18 protein-coding genes and 1 tRNA gene are annotated in these 19,194 nt (G+C 34.7%); 11 read left to right on the forward strand and 8 right to left on the reverse strand.

Annotation, left to right across the window (positions count from 1 at the left end):
• The first annotated feature begins 135 nt into the window (after window positions 1-135).
• The 9 genes from IJI80_RS01625 (at window position 136) to IJI80_RS01665 (ending at window position 7,582) form a co-directional block, all read left to right on the forward strand.
• Window positions 136-594, forward strand: coding sequence for a helix-turn-helix domain-containing protein (locus IJI80_RS01625; RefSeq protein ID WP_292786974.1), 459 nt, complete (start codon window positions 136-138; stop codon window positions 592-594).
• Window positions 587-1,687, forward strand: a complete 1,101-nt coding sequence (gene fwdF, locus IJI80_RS01630) for a tungsten-dependent formylmethanofuran dehydrogenase subunit FwdF (protein ID WP_292786977.1) — start codon at window positions 587-589, stop codon at window positions 1,685-1,687. Before IJI80_RS01625 ends, fwdF begins: the two co-directional genes overlap by 8 nt.
• 18 nt (window positions 1,688-1,705) lie before the next feature.
• Complete coding sequence (locus IJI80_RS01635) at window positions 1,706-1,936, forward strand: 4Fe-4S binding protein (protein WP_012955149.1); 231 nt, start codon at window positions 1,706-1,708, stop codon at window positions 1,934-1,936.
• A gap of 10 nt (window positions 1,937-1,946) precedes the next feature.
• Window positions 1,947-2,519 carry a molybdopterin dinucleotide binding domain-containing protein gene (locus IJI80_RS01640; protein WP_292786980.1) on the forward strand — a complete coding sequence of 191 codons (573 nt, stop codon included), beginning with the start codon at window positions 1,947-1,949 and terminating at the stop codon, window positions 2,517-2,519.
• Complete coding sequence (locus IJI80_RS01645) at window positions 2,509-3,900, forward strand: formylmethanofuran dehydrogenase subunit B (RefSeq protein ID WP_292786982.1); 1,392 nt, start codon at window positions 2,509-2,511, stop codon at window positions 3,898-3,900. Before IJI80_RS01640 ends, IJI80_RS01645 begins: the two co-directional genes overlap by 11 nt.
• Before the next feature lie 10 nt (window positions 3,901-3,910).
• The gene (locus IJI80_RS01650) at window positions 3,911-5,629 is read left to right on the forward strand and encodes a formylmethanofuran dehydrogenase subunit A (protein ID WP_292786985.1); all 1,719 of its coding nucleotides are present in this window, start codon (window positions 3,911-3,913) and stop codon (window positions 5,627-5,629) included.
• A gap of 15 nt (window positions 5,630-5,644) precedes the next feature.
• Window positions 5,645-6,511, forward strand: a complete 867-nt coding sequence (locus tag IJI80_RS01655; protein ID WP_292786987.1) for a formylmethanofuran dehydrogenase subunit C — start codon at window positions 5,645-5,647, stop codon at window positions 6,509-6,511.
• A 245-nt stretch (window positions 6,512-6,756) separates the two neighbouring features.
• Window positions 6,757-7,059, forward strand: coding sequence for a DUF2097 domain-containing protein (locus tag IJI80_RS01660; protein WP_292786989.1), 303 nt, complete (start codon window positions 6,757-6,759; stop codon window positions 7,057-7,059).
• Window positions 7,060-7,279: 220 nt separating this feature from the next.
• Window positions 7,280-7,582, forward strand: a complete 303-nt coding sequence (locus IJI80_RS01665; protein ID WP_292786991.1) for a DUF2097 domain-containing protein — start codon at window positions 7,280-7,282, stop codon at window positions 7,580-7,582.
• 75 nt (window positions 7,583-7,657) lie between these two features.
• Here IJI80_RS01665 and IJI80_RS01670 read toward each other — a convergent pair whose 3' ends face one another.
• The 5 genes from IJI80_RS01670 to IJI80_RS01690 all read right to left on the reverse strand — a co-directional run bounded on the left by IJI80_RS01670 (window position 7,658) and on the right by IJI80_RS01690 (window position 13,697).
• Window positions 7,658-9,352 carry a DUF128 domain-containing protein gene (locus tag IJI80_RS01670; protein ID WP_292786993.1) on the reverse strand — a complete coding sequence of 565 codons (1,695 nt, stop codon included), beginning with the start codon at window positions 9,350-9,352 and terminating at the stop codon, window positions 7,658-7,660.
• A 144-nt stretch (window positions 9,353-9,496) separates the two neighbouring features.
• Window positions 9,497-10,840 (reverse strand): type I glutamate--ammonia ligase, encoded by a 1,344-nt coding sequence (gene glnA / locus IJI80_RS01675; protein ID WP_292786995.1) that lies wholly within the window; start codon window positions 10,838-10,840, stop codon window positions 9,497-9,499.
• A gap of 384 nt (window positions 10,841-11,224) precedes the next feature.
• A complete protein-coding gene (locus IJI80_RS01680) occupies window positions 11,225-11,977 on the reverse strand; it encodes a HesA/MoeB/ThiF family protein (RefSeq protein WP_292786998.1) in 753 nt (250 codons plus the stop codon).
• Between the two features lie 180 nt (window positions 11,978-12,157).
• The gene (locus tag IJI80_RS01685) at window positions 12,158-13,327 is read right to left on the reverse strand and encodes an aldo/keto reductase (RefSeq protein WP_292787004.1); all 1,170 of its coding nucleotides are present in this window, start codon (window positions 13,325-13,327) and stop codon (window positions 12,158-12,160) included.
• A gap of 260 nt (window positions 13,328-13,587) precedes the next feature.
• Window positions 13,588-13,697, reverse strand: a tRNA-Met gene (locus IJI80_RS01690).
• Between the two features lie 247 nt (window positions 13,698-13,944).
• Between IJI80_RS01690 and ahcY the strand changes: the two genes are divergently transcribed.
• Window positions 13,945-15,195 carry an adenosylhomocysteinase gene (gene ahcY, locus IJI80_RS01695; protein ID WP_292787006.1) on the forward strand — a complete coding sequence of 417 codons (1,251 nt, stop codon included), beginning with the start codon at window positions 13,945-13,947 and terminating at the stop codon, window positions 15,193-15,195.
• Between the two features lie 98 nt (window positions 15,196-15,293).
• On the forward strand, window positions 15,294-15,959 hold the full coding sequence (locus IJI80_RS01700; protein WP_292787009.1) for a DUF2119 domain-containing protein: 666 nt from the start codon (window positions 15,294-15,296) through the stop codon (window positions 15,957-15,959).
• A gap of 74 nt (window positions 15,960-16,033) precedes the next feature.
• Here IJI80_RS01700 and fen read toward each other — a convergent pair whose 3' ends face one another.
• The 3 genes from fen to hacA all read right to left on the reverse strand — a co-directional run bounded on the left by fen (window position 16,034) and on the right by hacA (window position 19,058).
• Window positions 16,034-17,020: a flap endonuclease-1 gene (gene fen / locus IJI80_RS01705; RefSeq protein ID WP_292787011.1), complete on the reverse strand. Its 987-nt coding sequence runs from the start codon at window positions 17,018-17,020 to the stop codon at window positions 16,034-16,036.
• Between the two features lie 151 nt (window positions 17,021-17,171).
• On the reverse strand, window positions 17,172-17,738 hold the full coding sequence (locus IJI80_RS01710; protein ID WP_292787013.1) for a chorismate lyase: 567 nt from the start codon (window positions 17,736-17,738) through the stop codon (window positions 17,172-17,174).
• 66 nt (window positions 17,739-17,804) lie between these two features.
• Window positions 17,805-19,058 (reverse strand): homoaconitase large subunit, encoded by a 1,254-nt coding sequence (gene hacA / locus IJI80_RS01715; RefSeq protein ID WP_292787017.1) that lies wholly within the window; start codon window positions 19,056-19,058, stop codon window positions 17,805-17,807.
• Between the last annotated feature and the right edge of the window lie 136 nt (window positions 19,059-19,194).

Below are 19,194 nucleotides of genomic sequence, written 5' to 3' on the forward strand. Positions count from 1 at the left end.
AATATAATCAATAATTAATAATTTAATAAATGTGTAATTAATACACAGTAATATATAAATCTTTTGACTTTAGTCTAAGTATGTACCTTTTATAAGTATATATAATATATATTATATTGTACACATGGTGAATTTATGCCAAAACATATAATATCTGGACTAAAATATTTGGAAAGCATTGAACTTAGAAAAAAAGGTTTGTCCCAAAAAGAGATTTCATCTCAAATTGGTGTAGACAGATCAACTATTTCTCACTACTTGAATGGCAGAAACATTTCTAAAGATTCAATTGAACTTTCAAAAACTATTTTAGAACTAAATCCTAAGGATTTTATATTAATTGCAAAAGTCTTATTTGATGATTATAATGAAATTCGTCAAATTATAGAGATTTTTAATATGAATCATTATGATTGTCAGATAGATGACGGATGTATTGGTTGTGGATTGTGTGTAGATTTGTGTGTAGTGAAATCTATTAGTTTAGATTCACTTAAAGCAAAGATAAACCCCCGTTATTGTTGTGGCTGTCTTATGTGTGTTGAGGACTGTCCAACAAATTCTATTAAAATTTTGGAGGTAAAAAATGGTTAACGTTAAAGAAATTGAAGGCAAAGACTTCAATATAAAAAGATCAGCAGAAGAAGACAGAATTTTGTCCTTTAAAGATCACGTTTGTATTGGTTGCGGCCTTTGTGAAGCAACTTGTCCTGTAGAAGCTATTTGTCTTGACGAAGTAGCTCCTATTGAACGTAAATACACCGAAACCTATTTCAGTGGTCATGAAAAGATTGCTCAAAACTATGCTCTTTTCAAAAACGACAATGAAGTCAAAGCAAAATTATGCATTGATGAAAACAAATGTGTTCTCTGTGGTATGTGTAGTGGAGTATGTCCAGCAGGCGCATTAGACCTTACTATTGGCGGCGTCTCTATTAAAGAAAATGAAGCTTATCCAACTCTCATCGCTTCAGCTGAAATCGATGAAGACAAATGTTTATTCTGTAAAAAATGTGAAGCAGCTTGTCCTAGAGCTTCCATCACTATTGACAGAACTTTACCTAACAGAGCTGACTTAGTAACTGGTGAAATCGAAGTATGTGAAGATGACTGTATTTACTGTGGTGCTTGCGCTGAATTATGTCCTGCAGAAGCTATTGTAGTAGACAAAACCACCGGTGAAGAAAACATTGTTATTGACAAAGAAAAATGTGTATACTGTCTCGTATGTAAAAAAGCATGTCCTGTTAACGCTATTAAAGCAGTATGTAGATCCTGTTCCTACGGTGAATATGACCTTGACCCTGCTAAAGCAGCTATTACCGGAAATGCAATTATTGATAAACAAACCTGTATTAAATGTGGATGGTGTGAAGGAGTCTGTCCTGCAGACGCAGCTACTGTAAAACAAGCATTTAAAGGTACTCTCGAAATCGATGAAGAAAAATGTGGTACCTGTGGTGCATGTATTGACGTATGTCCATGTAATGTTTTATCCTTCCCTAAATCATCTGGTCCTGGAGACAGAGGAACTCACTTAGTTAAAGAAGAAGATTACTGTATCCACTGTGGTGCATGTGCTAAAGCATGTCCTAACGGAGCATTAACCGTAACTAGAACTGACATCGATTACACCCCAACTAGTTCTAAATCTTGGATTGCAGCATTCGAAGCTTTAAAAAATTAATTTGATTGGTGATTATTTATGGAACTTAAAGTAGATCAAGATAAATGTTTAGGTTGTGGAGTATGTGTTATCGCATGTCCAGTAAACGCTTCTATCAGTCCAGAAAACGCTGGTGGACATGGTTCCAAAACAACCGAAACTATTATGATGGTTGAAAACGGATTTATTAAATTATTCAGTGTGGACAAATGTGATAAATGTGGTACTTGCCAAATGTTCTGTCCTACTGAAGCTATATGGTTAGAATAGGAGTGATAACATGCATTACGCAAATACTTATTTAGAAAGACCAGTAGTTGGTGAATTGGAAAATGTAGCTCAAGAAGGTACTCACAAAGTACTCAAATGTATGTTAAACACTGGTTCTGACATATATCAAGGAGCTTGTAAGAAAAGAGGTTCTACCTTAAAAGAAGAATATAAAAACGCTTCCGGTACCTGTTACATGGATCCTCGTGACATGGTAAAATTAGGTGTAAAAAACTGGGACACTGTACTTGTAAAAACCGACTACGGTGAAGTTGTTTTAAACGCAGCAAAATCCAGAGATGCTCCTCACGAAGGTACCATTTTTGTATGTAAAGGTCCATGGGCTAACACTATTGTAAGCCACGAAACCTACTGTTGTTCAGACCCTACCTACAAAGGTATCCACGCTACCGTTGAAAAAACTGACAGAAAAGTTTTATTAATGGCAGACTTAATGAGATGGGTATACAAAAAATATGTTGATGAAGAAGATGATGATGTTGTAGAAAACATGGAATCATTAGGTGAAAGACCAGTTTATAACGGACGTAAATGGGAGGAGTTGATTGATCATGACATATGAACCACCTGTAACTGATTACGATCACATTGTAGAAAATTGTACTTGTGCATTTTGTGGATGTAACTGTGACGACTTAGACTTCTTAGTAAAAGACGGTCACGTAGTTGCTGTAAGACACGCATGCAGATTAGGTGCAAGTAAAGTTATGGAAGATATGGACCAAAGATTACTTGTACCAATGGTAAGAAACGAAGAAGGAGTTCTTGAAGAAGTAGACTGGGATACTGCTTTAGACACTGCAGCTGAATATATTGCAAACTCTATTAGACCAGTATTCTACGGTTGGTCTGAAACTTCTACTGAATGTATGAAAGAAGGTGTAGAATTAGGTGAATATATTGGTGCTGTTTTAGATAACCAAGCAACTATCTGTCACGGTCCAAGTTTACAAGCTATGCAAAACGCAGGTTACCCTATCCAAACCTTAGGGGAAGTTAAAAACAGAGCTGACGTTATTGCATACTCTGGTAGTAACGCTATGAACTCTCACCCAAGACACTTAGCAAGATATGCAGCATTCCCTAGAGGATACTTCAGACAAAGAGGTAGATTCGACAGAACCGTTATCACTATGGATCCAAAATTCTCAGACACTGCAAAAATGTCTGACAAATGGATTGGATTTGAACAAAACGGGGACTACGGTTTCTACAACGCTTTAAGAGCTGTATTAAAAGGTAAAAAATTACAATCTGAATCTGTTTCCGGTATTCCAGCTGAAGACATTTACGAATTAGCTGCTGAAATGGAAGCTGCAGAATTCGGTGTTCTCTTCTTCGGTTTAGGTTTAACCCACACCTTAGGAAAACAAAGAAACATTGACATTGCGATTAAATTAGTACAAGACTTAAACACCAACAGTAAATGGGGACTTACTCCAATGAGAGGTCACTTTAACGTAAACGGTTTCAACATTTTCATGGCTTACGAAACTGGTTGGGCATTCGGTGTAGACTTCTGTAGAGGATACGGAAGATATATGATGGGTGAAACCAACACTATCGACTTATTAGTCAGAAAAGAACCTGACTGTTTCATGGTAATTGCAGCAGACCCTGGTGCTCACTTCCCTAACGGAGCAAACCAACACTTAGCTGACATTCCAGTTATCCAAATCGATATTCACTGGGGACCATCTACTGAACTCGCAGACGTAGTACTTCCTGGATCCTTCATTTCCGTAGAATGTGGAGGTACCAGTTACCGTATGGATGGTGTACCTATCTGGATGAAAAAGGCTATCGACAAACCTGAAACCTGTCGTGATGACGAATGGATTGTACGTGAATTGAAAGAAAGAGTAATGAAACTCAGAGAAGAACCTAACGTAGCAGATGAATACGTTCCTAATGAAGGTCTCGCATGTCTCTTAGATAAGTAAGGTGATTTTAATGGAATATATACTTAAAAATGGTATTGTTTACGACCCTGCTAATGAAGTAAACGGAGAAAAAATGGATATCTGCTTCAAAGATGGTAAAATCGTTGAAGATGTATCCGCTGACGCTGAAGTATTAGACGTCACTGATAAAATTGTTATGCCTGCTGGTGTAGACCCTCACGCTCACGTTGCAGGACCAAAATTGGTTGTAGGTAGATTATACAGACCAGAAGACGAAAGAAGAGGAGTAGCTCAAAAAACCAAAGTAACCAGAGCTGAAGCTGGTTTCTCTATCCCAAGTTGTCCTACCACTGGATACAGATACTCAAGAATGGGATACGGTACTGTTTGTGAAGCAGCTATGCCTCCTTTAGAAGCAAAACACACACACGAAGAAATCAACACTATTCCTAACATCGACATTAACCCATTACCATTATTCGGTAACAACTGGTTCGTAATGGAATATGCAAGAGAAAACAGAATCGATGACTTAGCCGCATTTATTGCAGCAATGTTAAGAGTATCTAAAGGATACGGTGTAAAAATCGTAAACCCCTGTGGTTCAGAAGCATGGGGATGGGGTATGAACGTACACGGATACGATGACAAAGCACCTTACTTTGACGTAACCTCCAGAGAAGTTGTAAGAGCTTTAGCAAAAGCTAACGAACAATTAGGTCTTCCTCACTCTATACACATCCACCCTAATGATTTAGGTCACCCAGGAAACGTACCAACTACTATTGCAACTTTAGACTCTATCAAAGACATTGCAAAATCTACTAAAGCATCTGCTGGTGTAAGAGATCAAACCATTCACTGTACTCACGCACAGTTCCACTCATACACTGGTAACAGTTGGAAAGATGCAGCATCCGGTGCTGAAGAAGTTGCTGACTTCATTAACAAAAACCCTTACGTAACTTGTGACGTAGGTCAAGTAACTTTCGACGAAACCACAACCATGACTGCAGACGCTCCTATGGAATACGACTTGTTCAAAATTTCTGGATTAAAATGGGCTAACAAAGACATTGAATGTGAAACCGCTGCTGGTATCATTCCATGTATTTACTCTCCAAAAACTCCAGTAAGTACCTTACAATGGGCTATTGGTCTTGAATTGTTCTTGCACATTAAAAACCCATGGCAAGTATGTTTAACCACTGACCACCCTAACGCAGGTCCTTTCATCAGATATCCAAAAATCATCTCCTGGTTAATGAGTGCTGAGAAAAGGATGTCTATGATTGACAATGGTGAAGTACACAAATGGGCTTCCAAAAGAACTGGCTTAGCTGGTCTTGACAGAGAATACGACTTCTACGAAGTAGCTACTATTTCCAGAGCAGCTCCTGCAAGAATCCACGGATTCCAAGACAGAGGTGCACTTACCCCTGGCTACAACGCAGATATCGCTGTATATGACATTAACCCTAATGACTTTGACCCATCCAAAGATCCTGAAGGTGTCGAAAAAGCATTCAGTAACGCTTACTACACTATCAAAGATGGTCAAATCGTTGTTAAAGATGGTGACATTGTTTCCACTAAACAAAGCCACACCATTTGGACCAACGTAATAGGTTACGAAGAAGAAGAAAAACAAATTATCGACAGTATAATGCCATTCTTTACCCAATACTATTCTGTCAAATGGGAAAACTATCAAGTACACGACCACTATGTACCAAACCCAACTAGAGTGGACGTAGAAGCTAAATAAGGAGAGTGTTTATTAATGAAAACTATAACTTTTGATCAAAAGAAAACTTCTTCAATTGCTTTAGAATTTGATGAGTTAATCACTGATAACATTTACTCTTGGACTGAAGAAGACTTTGCAGAGTACAAAGTACCTGTAGGAAACTCCAGATTCCCAATCACTGATTACTTTGACATCACTGTTGAAGGAGAAGCAGAATCTCCAGCTGAAGTCAAAATGATTTTAAACGGAGATTGTAACAGAGTAAAATACATCGGTTGTAAAATGAGTGCTGGTGAAGTAGTTGTTAACGGTGATGCAGACCTTCACGTTGGTGCAGAAATGGCTGGTGGAGTAGTAACCGTTTACGGTAACGTAGCAGCTCATGCTGGTCGTGAAATGACTGGTGGTAAACTCGAAATTTTCGGTAACACCAAAGAATTCTGTGGTGCTTCATACATTGGTGAATGGAGAGGTATGTCCGGTGGAGAAATCATTATCCACGGAAATGCTGGTAAACAATGTGGTGAATGTTTAGTCGGTGGTAAAATCCACGTTTTAGGTGACTGTGATATTCTCGCAGGTATTCACATGACCAAAGGTACCATTGAAATCGATGGTAACGTAAACCGTTGGCCTGGTGGACAAATGAAAAACGGTAACATCGTAATTCACGGAAAAGTCGGAAGATTACTCGAAGGTATCGTAGAACAAGGAATCGTAACCGATCCTGAATTAGATGGTATTGTTTACCCTGGTAGATACATCGAATACAAAGGGGACATTGCTTTAAACGGTAAAGGTACCTTAATTATCGATGCTGAGAAAAACAGAGACAGATTATCTACTTGGATTGAAGAAGACGACGAATATAACGCAATTAGAGAATACAGAGCTCAATAAGCTCTTTCTCTTTTTCTTATATTTTTCTTCTTTTTTTTATTTTTTTAATTTAATTTCCAAATTTCGCATTTTTTTTTAAAAAGGAATGCTTAATGAATCATAATTTAATCAATTATGAATTGATGATGATTTTCGTTTTATTAAATTAATTTTTCAATTGATTAAATTATCATTTATTGATATTAAGTATAAGATTATTAATCATATTTTTAATTTAAATGATATTATGTATCAAAGGTGTAAATATGGTCAAAGAGATAGTGATGGACCCAGATGATATTATAGAATATGTAAGAAATAATGTAAAAGTTGATGATATTTTCGAATTGTCATACAATAGAGTTTTTGCTCCAGGTACTGTACTTGGACTTACTCCAGAAGATGAGGAAACCGGTGAAGGTTTGATTCTTTCCCTTCAACTAAATGGTGAATTGTTAAATCAAGCTGTAGATATTGATTTGCATGCTGTAAAGGACGAGATCATTGAGTTCCGTCATATGCCTGGTGGAGATGAAGATAAGCTTATCATTGTTGAAGCTAGTTTATAGCTTCATCTTTTCATTTCTTCATTATTTTTTTTATAAATCATCAATTAGTTTCAATAAATACAAATAATTTTATATATTAGAAACAATATATTATTAATCATAAATTTTTATCATAAATTTTTATCAAGAATTTTTATCAAAAATTTAAATTGTAAAATTTTATCATAAAATAAGTAATTGATTTTCTAAAATTTAATTAATCTCTAAGGAGGTCTAAAATATGGTAGATAAAGAATTAACAATGACTTCTGATGAAGTGCTCGATTACATTAAGAATAATTTTGAAGAATTTGATAAAGTTGATATTGCATACAACCGTGTTTCTGCTAAAGGAGATGTCTTAGGTGTAGATCTTTCTGACTTTAGAGGAAAACCAAGTTGTAGAGTGATGATTGCTTTAGATGGTGAAATTATTTCTGATACTATTGAAGTTGACTTTGAAGAATATAAGGAAGATATTATAGAATTACATCACTATCCTAAAGATGAATCTAAAGAATCTGTTTATATTGAAGTAATCTAAATCTTCTTATTTCTTTTTTTATTTTTTTAATAATTTTTACTATTTCTATTCAATTTCTCTATGGTACTTTTTTAATTATTGTTCATAGATTAAACTCATATCCTCTATTGGCAATATGGTTTCAACTGCTTTTACTTCAATCGCTATTCCCTTTTCCTTAATTGCAGCTATTGAATTCAATCCACTTCCTGTGACAATTCCAAAGTTGTAGTTGTCCACTTTTGCATTGTATACCAATTCTCTTGGCTTACCTACTTTAAAGATTGGGAATCCATTTCCATTGATCTTATCCAAGATATCTTCACATTCAGGTCTTGCTATGTAAGGAACCTCTTTAATTGAAGCAAGTATCTTCTTAGGATTTTTCCTTTTGCTTATTTGGGTTAAATTTTTAAAGATGAATATTTTATGAGGGTCTATTGAGGAACCGTCATATGAAATCATCTCTACAAACATTGGAGGTTTTCCAAGCTCCAATAATCCACCATACCTTGGAGTGCTCATGATTCCATTGTTGATTAGAATGCCGTCAATTGACAAGCTGCAAACGGTAGCTATTCCCACTTTGCTGTCATCGCTTGGATGATCTACAATATTGAAAAGGGGGTTCATGTATTTTGGAAGACTCTTATATGTTCTTTTCATGATTGCCAATGCATCATCAAGGTCCAACTTATTCAAGTATGATATGTTTGCAACTATATTGCCTTCATTTGTTTCAATATCATAATCAACCTGATTCATCCGGTTCAATGATTTTGTAAGTATGAATGGTGTTTTCTTATACTCTATTTTCTTTGCTTTCTTGATTTTGTGCTTAGAGGATTCAAGCTCTTTCAGCTTATTGTAATCTATGAATTCCTCTCCAGTCTTGATATCCACTTTATAATCCATTTCCTGAGCTGCGCAGAATGGTGTGATTCCTCCAATGATTGATATCCCAACCATTCCTTCTGGGACTGGAATTCCTAAAACGTTTTCACTTGTCTCTCCAATTTCCAAAACTCCTCCAATTCCCACTTTTTCAAGGTTTTGGATAATTTCCTTTGCCTTTTCTAAACTGGTTTCAGGAATTATCCTAAAGTTTGCAGGAATTGTTCCGGTTCCATGTTCCGCAACTTCCAAAACTGAAGTCATGTCTTTTGCTATAAATGCATCTAATGGAGTAATAGATGTTTTCTTGTATGAAATCAATTCTGAGAACTTGGTAGGATAGTAATCTTCAATTTCAACGAGCCCTCCATATTGAGGGATAGATGGAATTCCATTTTTTAAAAATACTCCATCAATTGTTGTACCACAGATGGTTTTCATCACATATCCCTTTTTCCCATTGATTTCAGTTTTTTTAGCATTAATTAATGGGCTTACGCAAACTCCTGCAGCAAAGACTTCCTTAATGATGTCAAATGCCTTGTTTTCTAGGATATTTGAGGTATTTACAATTACATTTCCAGACCTTTTATTGTAATCAAAATCAGTTAAGTATATTCTCTCTTCAAATTTTGAAAATGTGAAGTCCACTTGGTCATAAATCAATCCCTTTTCAAGCTTTGCTCTTCCAAGATCTGTGATTACTCTACCAGAATATCCTTTTCTTTCTGTGTATCCCTTTTCATCAAGAATTTGCATATGATAACGCACTGCTCTTTCACCAAGGTTATACCCTTTGTTTTTAAGTTCGTCAGCTATTACCTTTGAACCGATTGGCTTTTCCTGCACATTAAGGATTCTTAGAATTTCTATCATTCTATGTTCAGATTCTGACATGTAATCTCCTACTTTTCTAAATGGAATTTTTTAAAATAAGTATTGTGATTGATTAAAACAAGTTTTTAAAAATAAAATAAAAATAGCTATTTAATTTTTAAATAGCTATAGGTTCTTAAATCTTAATTCATTTAGATAATTGAATTATAAGTTTAAGTATTTCTTATGTTCGTAATTGAACACTTGGACTCTGTATTCGTCCCATTCTTCGTATTTAGCTGCTAAGAATGCATCGAATATATGTTCTCCAAGTGCTTCTTTCATGATTTCGCTTTCTTCAAAGGTATGGTAAGCTTCCCATAAACTGGAAGGCAATAATTCAATACCCATTTCTTCCCTTTCTTCATCGCTCAATTCATAAATGTTGAATTCAATTGCTTCTCCAGGGTCGATTTTGTTTTTGATACCATCCATACCTGCTTCCAACATCACTGCAAATGCAAGGTAAGGGTTACAGGTTGGGTCTGGGCTTCTGTATTCAATACGGGTAGCTTTTCCACGTGCAGCTGGAACTCTGATTAAAGTGGATCTGTTTTGAATACCATAGGAAATGTATACAGGAGCTTCGTAACCTGGGACCAATCTTTTGTATGAGTTTACAATAGGGTTGGTTACAGCTGTGATTGCTGCAGAGTGTTTTAATAATCCTCCAATAAACCACATAGCTTCTTGAGATAAACCGGTTTCACTGTTTTCATCATAAAAGATGTTTTTCCCATCCTTGAATAAGCTTTGGTGACAATGCATTCCACTACCACTTTCTCCAAAGAATGGTTTTGGCATGAAAGTAACTCTGTAGTCAAATCCATCGAAATCAGCCATATTCGCTACAATAGCTTTAATTGCTTGTTTGAATGTGATAACTGCATCTGCAGTTTTTAAAGCATCATCGAATTTGAATGCAATTTCATTTTGACCAGGACCTACTTCGTGGTGGCTTGCTTCAACTTCAAAGCCTAATTCCTGTAAGTTTGTGGTAATTTCTCTTCTGAAGTCAGTTCCCTTATCGACAGGTTCCACATCAAAGTATCCTGCATCGTCGTGAGGAATTGGGTATCCGTCATCATCAGTGTCTACAATAAAGAATTCAGGTTCTGGACCTATGTTGTAGGTGTAACCTTCTTCCTTGATTTTAGCCAATGCCTTTTTAAGGATACCTCTTGGATCCCCTTCAAATGGTTCTCCATTAGGTTTGTAAATGTCACAAATAAATCTGCATGATGCAGATTCTTCAGGTCTCCAGGATAAAGCGGAATAGGTGCTTATATCTGGTTTCAATACAAGGTCACTTCCTTCAATTCCTACGAAACCTGGTATTGATGATCCATCAAAGAGGATTCCATCAGTAAGTAAATCTTCCATATTTTCCAATTTGCAAGGAATAGACACGTTTTTTGGAATTCCATGCAAATCAACAAATTGGAGTCTAATAAACTTTATATTGTCTGCTTTCATTCTTTCGATTACATTTTTGATTCTTTCTTCCATTAAATCATTCTCCATTAGATTTGGAATAATATAATAATAATTATTTTTTAATTCAATAATTATTTCTCAATCATTAGTTCGGAAATAGATTTCCACCTAATAATAAATTTATATATTTTAATATATTATTTTATCTATTTTATAGTTTTTAAACCTTGTGCAATAGTTTATTTTTTTTAATATTTTTCATTTGAATATTTAATTTTTTATTAAAATTTTAAAAATAGTTTATTTTTATTATAAAAAATTGAACAAAAATACATTTTAATATATTTTTTTATAAAATTTTGAAAAGAATAGTTTTAAAAATAGCAAAAATTATTAAAAAAAATCTATGGGGAATTTTATCTAAAATCAGTAAAAAAAGTTGTAGTTTTAGAATTGTTATAATTCCAAAACTTTAAAAGATTCTAAGTTGAGTAAATCAAAATTAAGTATTTTTGGAGCGTAGTTAACTTCTCCAATTCCAGTTACCAATTTATAAGCTTCAAATGCTTCTAAACATCCAACGATATTTGGAACAGGTCCAATTACTGGAGGCACTCCTTTTGTTAATTTTGATATTTCCTTTTTAGTTTCCTCTCCCAATTCCTTTCCAAGGGATGGAAGGGAGAACAATTCCTCATATGATGGAGTGTCTTTAGTGAATACGCTCACTTGCCCTTGTGTTCCATGAATAGCTCCATGAACAAATGGAATATCATTTTCTCTAGCAAATCTGCTTACGATGATTCTTGTGTATAGGTTATCCAATGCATCTATGATTATATCCCTATCGCCGAATACCTTTTCTATATTGTCTGCATTCAATTCTTCATTGAAAGCATTTACTTTTGTATATGGGTTTGTGATTCTGACTCTTTCTTTTGTTGCAACGGTTTTGTCTACACCTATTGTTTCCAAACTGGAGATTGCCTGTCTGTTTAAGTTTGACAGATCGTATGCATCCTTGTCTATAATTGTTAAGTCGCCAAGCCCCATACGTGCAAGCATAATGATAGTTGCTCCACCTATGCCTCCACAGCCGACTATGCCTATTTTAGCGTCTTTAAATCTTGTTTGTTGGCTTTTAGTTACAATACTCATTTGACGAGTTGCTATATCCCAGTATCCAAATCCTTTATATCTTTCTGGCATATTTCCACCTTTTCACATCTAATAATATATTATCAATATCTTTTATATTTTTATATCTTTTTGAATCCCTAGTTTAATATTAAGTTTTATAATATATAACAATTGTTATTTTTTATAGTTTACTTAAATTTTTGATATTTTGAATATCATTTAATATTTACAATCTCTTTTTTTAAATTATTAGAAATAAGTGTATTTCTTACCAAAGAACTCTTCCACTTTCTTTAAATCTTCAGAGATATTGATCATTTGTGTGCAATGGTTTAAGCAGTCATCGCAATGAATGCAGCTGTCTGCCCTTGTACCGTTATCAAGTGAGAAATAATGCATTGCACTTCCTGCAGGATCATTTAGCATTTTAGCCACATTGTATTCCCTAAAGCATCCTGCAACATCCACTCCATTAGGGCATGGCATACAGTAGCCGCAACCTGTGCAGTCATTTCCTCTCCTTTGCTTATACTCCCAGGCAACTTCCTTAATGATTTCCATATCATTTTCACTGATGGAGTTTATTTCAGACTTTTCAGCTATTTCTATATTCTCTTTCACTTGATCTAAAGAGTTCATTCCACTAAGGACTGTGTTCACTTCCTCCATATTCCAAAGGTATTGGAAAGCCCATTCAAGAGGGGTTCTCTTTTCTTCAGCCATATCCCATAATTCCATAATGTCTTGAGGAACATTTTGCACCAATCTTCCACCTCTAAGAGGTTCCATAATCATGGTTCCTAAGCCATGGGAAGCCAAGTATTCGACACCTTCCTTTCCTGATTGATACCTTTCATCGAGATAGTTCAATTGTGTAAGGCCAAATTCGAACTTGTCATAGTCATCAACAATATCCACTATCCAATCCATCTCTGTATGGGCTGAAAATCCAACATGCTTTGCTTTGCCTGAACTTAAAATCTCATCAAGGAATTCAAAGACATCAAGTTCCCTAAACATTTTCCAATAATCCTCATTAAGGCTATGCAGCATGTATAAATCAATGGAATCGGTTTTCAAATCCTTCAATTGCTGTTCGAATATGTTCTCCATATCCTCTTTTGACTTAATGAGCCAACTGGGAAGCTTTGTACTTAAAAGTACCTCATCCCTATATGAATTTTCATCCAAGAAGTTTCCAAGATACTCTTCACAGTTTCCTTTTCCAGATAAGTTGTTTGCATGATATGAATAAGCTGTGTCAACAAGATTTATTCCATTTTCAATTCCATAACTTAATATTTTATCGGACTCTTCAACATTTATTTGATTATTGTTTTTAAAATGGGGCAATCTCATTGCTCCGAATCCTAAGATAGAAACTTTCTCTCCAGTTTTTCCTAAAGTTCTATATTTCATTGTGTTACCTATAAAAATTTATTATATTAAATATTTTTAGAAATTATGTTTTTTGGAAATTAATGTTTTTTGATATTTTTTAGATATTTTAATATTAGTTCTTTTAATTAATATCATTTTTTAATAGGTTTAAAGAAAAGTGATATGATTGGTAAAAATAGTTTATAAAATTATCTATGCTGTTAAATTTGAATGAAAATAGTTAAAAATAGATAAAAATAGTTAAAAAAAGTTATGATGTTAAGATTCCTGGGATTGGATGCCGGGGGCGGGATTCGAACCCGCGATCTCACGGTATCCCAGGAAAAAAGTCAGAGCACGCTTAGTTACCCTATGAGCCGTGCGCTCTAACCAGCTGAGCCACCCCGGCATCAGACAGTATTAAAAGTTATGTTTTTTATGATTTATATATTTTTGGTTTGTTAGCAAATCTTATATTGTAAAAAACACAATTAATATTTATATTGAAATTAATAAATTATAATGATAAAAATTATAATAAATGATAAAAATAATGATTTGAAATAAATTATGATTATTTATTATGGTTATTTTATTATAATTTTTCAAAAAATGATTATTATTGATTTTATTTAATTAATTTTTCATGTGATATTATGAGTAATGTTAAAGATATGTCCCTTGCTGATGAAGGGATTAGAAAGATTAAATGGGTTCAAAAGCACATGCCTGTTCTTGAACACATTAAAAAACAATTTGAAGAAGAAAAGCCTTTTGAAGGAATTACCATTGGATCATGCTTACACTTGGAACCTAAAACCGTCAATTTAGGTTTGACTTTACAGGCTGGTGGAGCTGAAGTGGCTATGACCGGTTGTAATCCTCTTTCAACCCATGATGATGCAGCAGCTGGCGCAGCTGCACTCGGATTGAATATCTACGGTTGGAGAGAGCAAACCGATGAGGAATATTACGAAGCTATTGACAATGTATTATCCCACAAGCCGGATGTAATCATTGATGACGGTGCAGATATGATCATGTACCTTCATGAAAAACGTCCTGAACTCTTGGCAAACATCAAAGGTGCTTGTGAAGAAACAACCACTGGTGTTCACAGATTGGAAGCTATGCATGCTGATGGGGCTCTTAAGTTCCCAGTTATTGCAGTAAATGATGCTTATACCAAATACTTATTTGACAACCGTTATGGTACTGGACAATCCTCTTTGGATGCAATTATGGGAACTACAAACATGTTGATTGCAGGTAAGAATGTAGTTGTCTGCGGTTACGGCTGGTGCGGTCGTGGAGTTGCATCCCGTGCTGCAGGACTTGGTGCAAATGTCATTGTAACTGAAGTGGATCCAATCAGAGCACTTGAAGCAAGAATGGATGGTTACAGAGTAATGAAAATAAGAGAAGCTGTAAAAATAGCTGACCTTGTTGTAACTGTAACCGGTAACATTGACATTATCCATGGAGATGACTTCAAGTACATGAAAGACGGATGTATGTTATCCAACTCTGGACATTTCAATGTGGAAATCAACAGGCAAGATCTTGAAGCTCAATCTGTAAGCTGTGAAGAGGTAAGGGAAAGCATTGAAATGTTTACCATGAAAGATGGCAGAAAAATCTATCTTTTAGCAGATGGAAGACTTGTAAACCTTGCTGCAGCAAGAGGACAAGGACACCCAGCAGAAATCATGGATATGAGTTTTGCTGTTCAGGCTTTATCTGCAAAATACATCGTTGAAAATGACTTGACTTTAGGAGTTGAAAAAGCTCCTGACAGCATTGATGATGATGTTGCAAGGTTAAAGCTTAAAGCTATGGGAATTGAAATTGACGATTTATCAGAACGTCAAAAAGATTACTTATCCGATTGGAGAGAAGGAACCTAATTCTCTTTAATCATCTTATTTTATTTTTAAATATTTTTTAGATTTTATTTATTCTTATTCTTTTCATAAATTTTTGCAATTGATTATTTTTGATTATTATGTCTTATTTTCGCTATATTGATAATGGAGAAGGCCCTACAAAATTGTTCATTGGAGGGGTTCATGGTGATGAAGGCAAGGATGTTTTGCCATTGATTAAGCTTTTATCCAATGATGACTTTTCAAGCGGTCAGATCTATATCTACAATTTTGACAAAACCCCATATATCTCTACAATCCATAGGGAATTTTACCAATCTGAGCAAGGCAAGAAAATATTGGATTTGATAGACTATTACAAGCCGGATTTCTATACAGAGCTTCATTCTTACAATATAAAGCATTTTAAGAAATTGACAAGTTTGGAAAGACTTGACAATCAAGGGATTCCACCATTGATTGATTGCGGGCAGTATGTCTTATGCAGTTCAGTTTCTCCTTTAATACGAAGAAACCATTTCACCAAGGAAAATATTTGCCAAACTTTGGAGTTTCCTTCCTTTAGAGGTGAAGACCTAAAACTTAGTGATGATGAACTCTTTGAAAAATATGATTATGATTACAGTTTATCCGTTAAGGAATACCTGTCCTTTTTAAGACTCATTACTTTAAGCAAAAATAGAAATGATTTTGAAAAAAGAGTTTTAAAAGATTATAAAAAACAGGCAGATCTTGCCTTAAAATACGTAAAAATAATTTATGGATTGGATTTTCCAAGATATTAAAAATAGATTTTTTTTTTTTTTAATTGAAATTTATAAAGTCTGATTTTATTAAAAATAGTAAAATGAAGAATGGTTCAGAACCAATCTTCCAAGCTTTTTTGAGTTGAACTTAATTTCTTTAGTTTTTCTGTAACATTCAAGACCCTACTTTCAGAAAATCCATGCTCTTCGCACATGAATTCAACAAGCTTGTCTTTTTTTGCAGCTTTGAACTTGATGTCATAGTCAGTATTCACTTCATGCTTTAGGAAAATGTCTCTAAGTTCATCAGGTTCCACTTCCACTTCTGTGATTCCCTTTTGAACTAAAATGTCTTCTAAAGTGTTGTTTCTGATTAGCTTAAGTCCTGTTTTTGCACCGATTCCATGTATTCCTTCATTGAAATCTGTTCCTACCATCAATGCCACATCGATTAGTTGTTCTCTTGTAAGGTCTATATCATTCAAGACCTTTTCAAGTTCCAAGTATTCAAGGTTTGACAATCCTCCACTTAATGTAAGGTTCCTTACAATACGTGGGGCACCGAATAGCAAACAGTCATAATCCTGTGAAGCCACTGCCCAAGCATCTCCTTGCTCCACCATATAGGCTCCTTGTGCTTCACCTTCACCAATAGCTTGAACATAAGGTATTCCCATATATTCGAGTAATTTCTTTGAGGATTCGAGGATATAAGGGGACATTCTGGATGTTCTGATAGCAAATTTCCTTGCTTCTTCAATGTTTCCTGCAGCTTTAGCCTCTTCCCATTTTTCCATTGCCTCTTCTTTTATGGCTCTTCTTTGTTCAAGTGTTTTTGCCTTGTGTTCATGGCTTTCTCCGTCAAAAACGTAAATTGGCTTGATTCCCTTGTCAACTATAGCTGCAGTTCTATAAAGAATTCCACTTAAATGGGAGGTTACATTGCCGTTTTGATCCATAAGAGGACTTCCATCTCTTTGACGAATACCTGACAGGAACTGGTAAATTGTGTTGTATGCATCAATTGCTACAGTTCTTCCTTCCAAATCTTTTAGACTAATTTCTTCTGGAGAAACTATGTCTTTAAATTTTACTCCCATATCATCCACCTAGTTTTTTCTTAAATTCTTTTATTTTTAGTTTAGCCATTGTTAATATATTTATTTTATGAAATAGAGCATTTGAAAACTATTTTTCATATTTAGTTAACTATTCATGGTTTAAATTATATTTTAATTAATTTTAGTTTGATTATATTTCAGTAAAGTAAGTTATTGGGAAGAATTCCTTAATCCACATCAATATTTCACCATTGTTTATTATGGTGTAATCTCGTGTTAGGAAATCTTCTTCAGTATTATAAAGCTCTTTAAGCTTATCTGATGCTTTTTCTATCTGAATAACATTTATTTCCCTTCTGGATTCAACATTATAGTTTTTCAATATCCTTCCAATAGGAGTGTCTGCTCTGATTAAATCGTCCTTAATTTCCTTTGTCAATCTTTTTAGAGGTATGTAGGAAACAGCATAAATTAAAGGATTATCGTCCTTATGCATTATGATTTCCCTATAATTCACTTCATCTCCCACATCAACATTAACCAAAGGTGCACTCTCTTCAGTTGCCTCTTCGAAATGTTGCTCTAAGGTTTTCAAATCGATTTTTCCATATAGGACATCCAGGATTGCTGTAATTGAACCATCAGTTGTCAATAGAATTTTTTGAGTGTTTGAAAACTGTTTATGGTATTTTTCCTCAACAGCATTAATCTTTTCAATTAAACGTACATTGATGTTATTGTCAGTAGTTTTTGACATATTCAGTCTCCGTGTGACTTGTTACTTTTATTATTTTAATAAAAAAAATATTGATTTAAATATGATTTATAAGTTATCAGGGTTTTCAATGAATCCTGAAACTCCAGATGCTGCTACAACTCCTGCATTAGCTAAATATACAGATGAATTAGGATCCCCCATTCTGCCTTTGAAGTTTCTGTTTGTAGAGGAAATGCTTGTTTCACCTTCAGACAATACTCCCATATGTCCGCCTAAGCATGGTCCGCAACCAGGGTTGGATACCATAGCTCCAGCATCCAAGAATGTTTTAATGTATCCTAAATCCATTGCCTTTTGATATATTTCCTTTGATGCAGGGATGATGATTAATCTTACATCATCGTGAACTTGCTTTCCTTCAAGGACAGCTGCAGCTTGTGCAAGGTCTGATAATCTTCCATTTGTACATGAACCAATGAATCCTTGGTCAATGTGAGTTCCAGCAACTTGTGACAATGGCTTTACATTATCCACATCATTAGGACAAGCTATTTGAGCTTCCATATCATCCACATTAAACAGGAATTCCTTTTCGTATATGGAATCCGCATCGGATTTAAGGATATTCAATTGGTCCTTTGTTTTGCCGGTTCTTTCGCAAACATATTCAATTGTGGACTGATTAGGTTCCATGATTCCATTTTTAGCACCCATTTCTATTGCCATATTTGTCATGGTCATTCTGCTTTCAACATCCAAATTGTCGATTGTCTCTCCGCAGAATTCTGCAGTCTTATATGTAGCTCCAGCTATTCCAATCTCTCCAATGATATTTAAAATCAAGTCCTTTGAAGTGATGCCTGGATTCAATTTTCCTTCAACTTCTATCTTGAAGGATTCAGGAACCATGAACCATGTCTTTCCAGTGGCATAAACCATAGCTAAATCAGTAGCACCCATTCCAGTGGAAAATGCTCCGAATGCTCCGTAGGTACAGGTATGTGAGTCTGCACCAACGATGATTTTTCCAGGCTCAACATGCCCTTTTTCAGGAAGCACTTGATGGCAGATTCCTTCTCCATGGGTGTAATGATTCTTAATTCCTTGAGTTTTAATGAAGTTTCTAGCTACTTTTTGAAACTCTGCAGATCCTATTGTGTTTGCAGGAACATTATGGTCAAATACAATGACTATCTTCTCATTGTCCCAAACCTTATCGCTTATTTTTTCAAAGGTTTTTATTGCAGGAGGTGAAGTTCCATCATGAGACATTGCCAAATCAACGTCCACTTCGATTATTTCTCCAGGAATGACTTCACGACCTATTTTCTGAGATAATATTTTTTCTGAAATATTCAAATTTAATCTCCTAAAATTTTATTAATATCTTTAATTTTATTAATTAATTTTATATCTATTTTTATAATTTAATCCATTAGATTTATAAATTTATTTATATTAATCTCAGTTTCAATAGGTTTAAAAAATAAGTTTA

The sequence above is a fragment of the Methanobrevibacter sp. genome (genome assembly GCF_017432245.1).
Lineage (GTDB): Archaea > Methanobacteriota > Methanobacteria > Methanobacteriales > Methanobacteriaceae > Methanobrevibacter.

Excerpts from the sequence above, each read along its gene's own strand:
- IJI80_RS01625 (WP_292786974.1), top strand. The coding sequence starts at position 136 with ATGCCAAAACATATAATATCTGGACTAAAATATTTGGAAAGCATTGAA.
- fwdF (WP_292786977.1), top strand. The coding sequence starts at position 587 with ATGGTTAACGTTAAAGAAATTGAAGGCAAAGACTTCAATATAAAAAGA.
- IJI80_RS01635 (WP_012955149.1), top strand. The coding sequence starts at position 1,706 with ATGGAACTTAAAGTAGATCAAGATAAATGTTTAGGTTGTGGAGTATGT.
- IJI80_RS01640 (WP_292786980.1), top strand. The coding sequence starts at position 1,947 with ATGCATTACGCAAATACTTATTTAGAAAGACCAGTAGTTGGTGAATTG.
- IJI80_RS01645 (WP_292786982.1), top strand. The coding sequence starts at position 2,509 with ATGACATATGAACCACCTGTAACTGATTACGATCACATTGTAGAAAAT.
- IJI80_RS01650 (WP_292786985.1), top strand. The coding sequence starts at position 3,911 with ATGGAATATATACTTAAAAATGGTATTGTTTACGACCCTGCTAATGAA.
- IJI80_RS01655 (WP_292786987.1), top strand. The coding sequence starts at position 5,645 with ATGAAAACTATAACTTTTGATCAAAAGAAAACTTCTTCAATTGCTTTA.
- IJI80_RS01660 (WP_292786989.1), top strand. The coding sequence starts at position 6,757 with ATGGTCAAAGAGATAGTGATGGACCCAGATGATATTATAGAATATGTA.
- IJI80_RS01665 (WP_292786991.1), top strand. The coding sequence starts at position 7,280 with ATGGTAGATAAAGAATTAACAATGACTTCTGATGAAGTGCTCGATTAC.
- IJI80_RS01670 (WP_292786993.1), bottom strand. The coding sequence starts at position 9,352 with ATGTCAGAATCTGAACATAGAATGATAGAAATTCTAAGAATCCTTAAT.
- glnA (WP_292786995.1), bottom strand. The coding sequence starts at position 10,840 with ATGGAAGAAAGAATCAAAAATGTAATCGAAAGAATGAAAGCAGACAAT.
- IJI80_RS01680 (WP_292786998.1), bottom strand. The coding sequence starts at position 11,977 with ATGCCAGAAAGATATAAAGGATTTGGATACTGGGATATAGCAACTCGT.
- IJI80_RS01685 (WP_292787004.1), bottom strand. The coding sequence starts at position 13,327 with ATGAAATATAGAACTTTAGGAAAAACTGGAGAGAAAGTTTCTATCTTA.
- ahcY (WP_292787006.1), top strand. The coding sequence starts at position 13,945 with ATGAGTAATGTTAAAGATATGTCCCTTGCTGATGAAGGGATTAGAAAG.
- IJI80_RS01700 (WP_292787009.1), top strand. The coding sequence starts at position 15,294 with ATGTCTTATTTTCGCTATATTGATAATGGAGAAGGCCCTACAAAATTG.
- fen (WP_292787011.1), bottom strand. The coding sequence starts at position 17,020 with ATGGGAGTAAAATTTAAAGACATAGTTTCTCCAGAAGAAATTAGTCTA.
- IJI80_RS01710 (WP_292787013.1), bottom strand. The coding sequence starts at position 17,738 with ATGTCAAAAACTACTGACAATAACATCAATGTACGTTTAATTGAAAAG.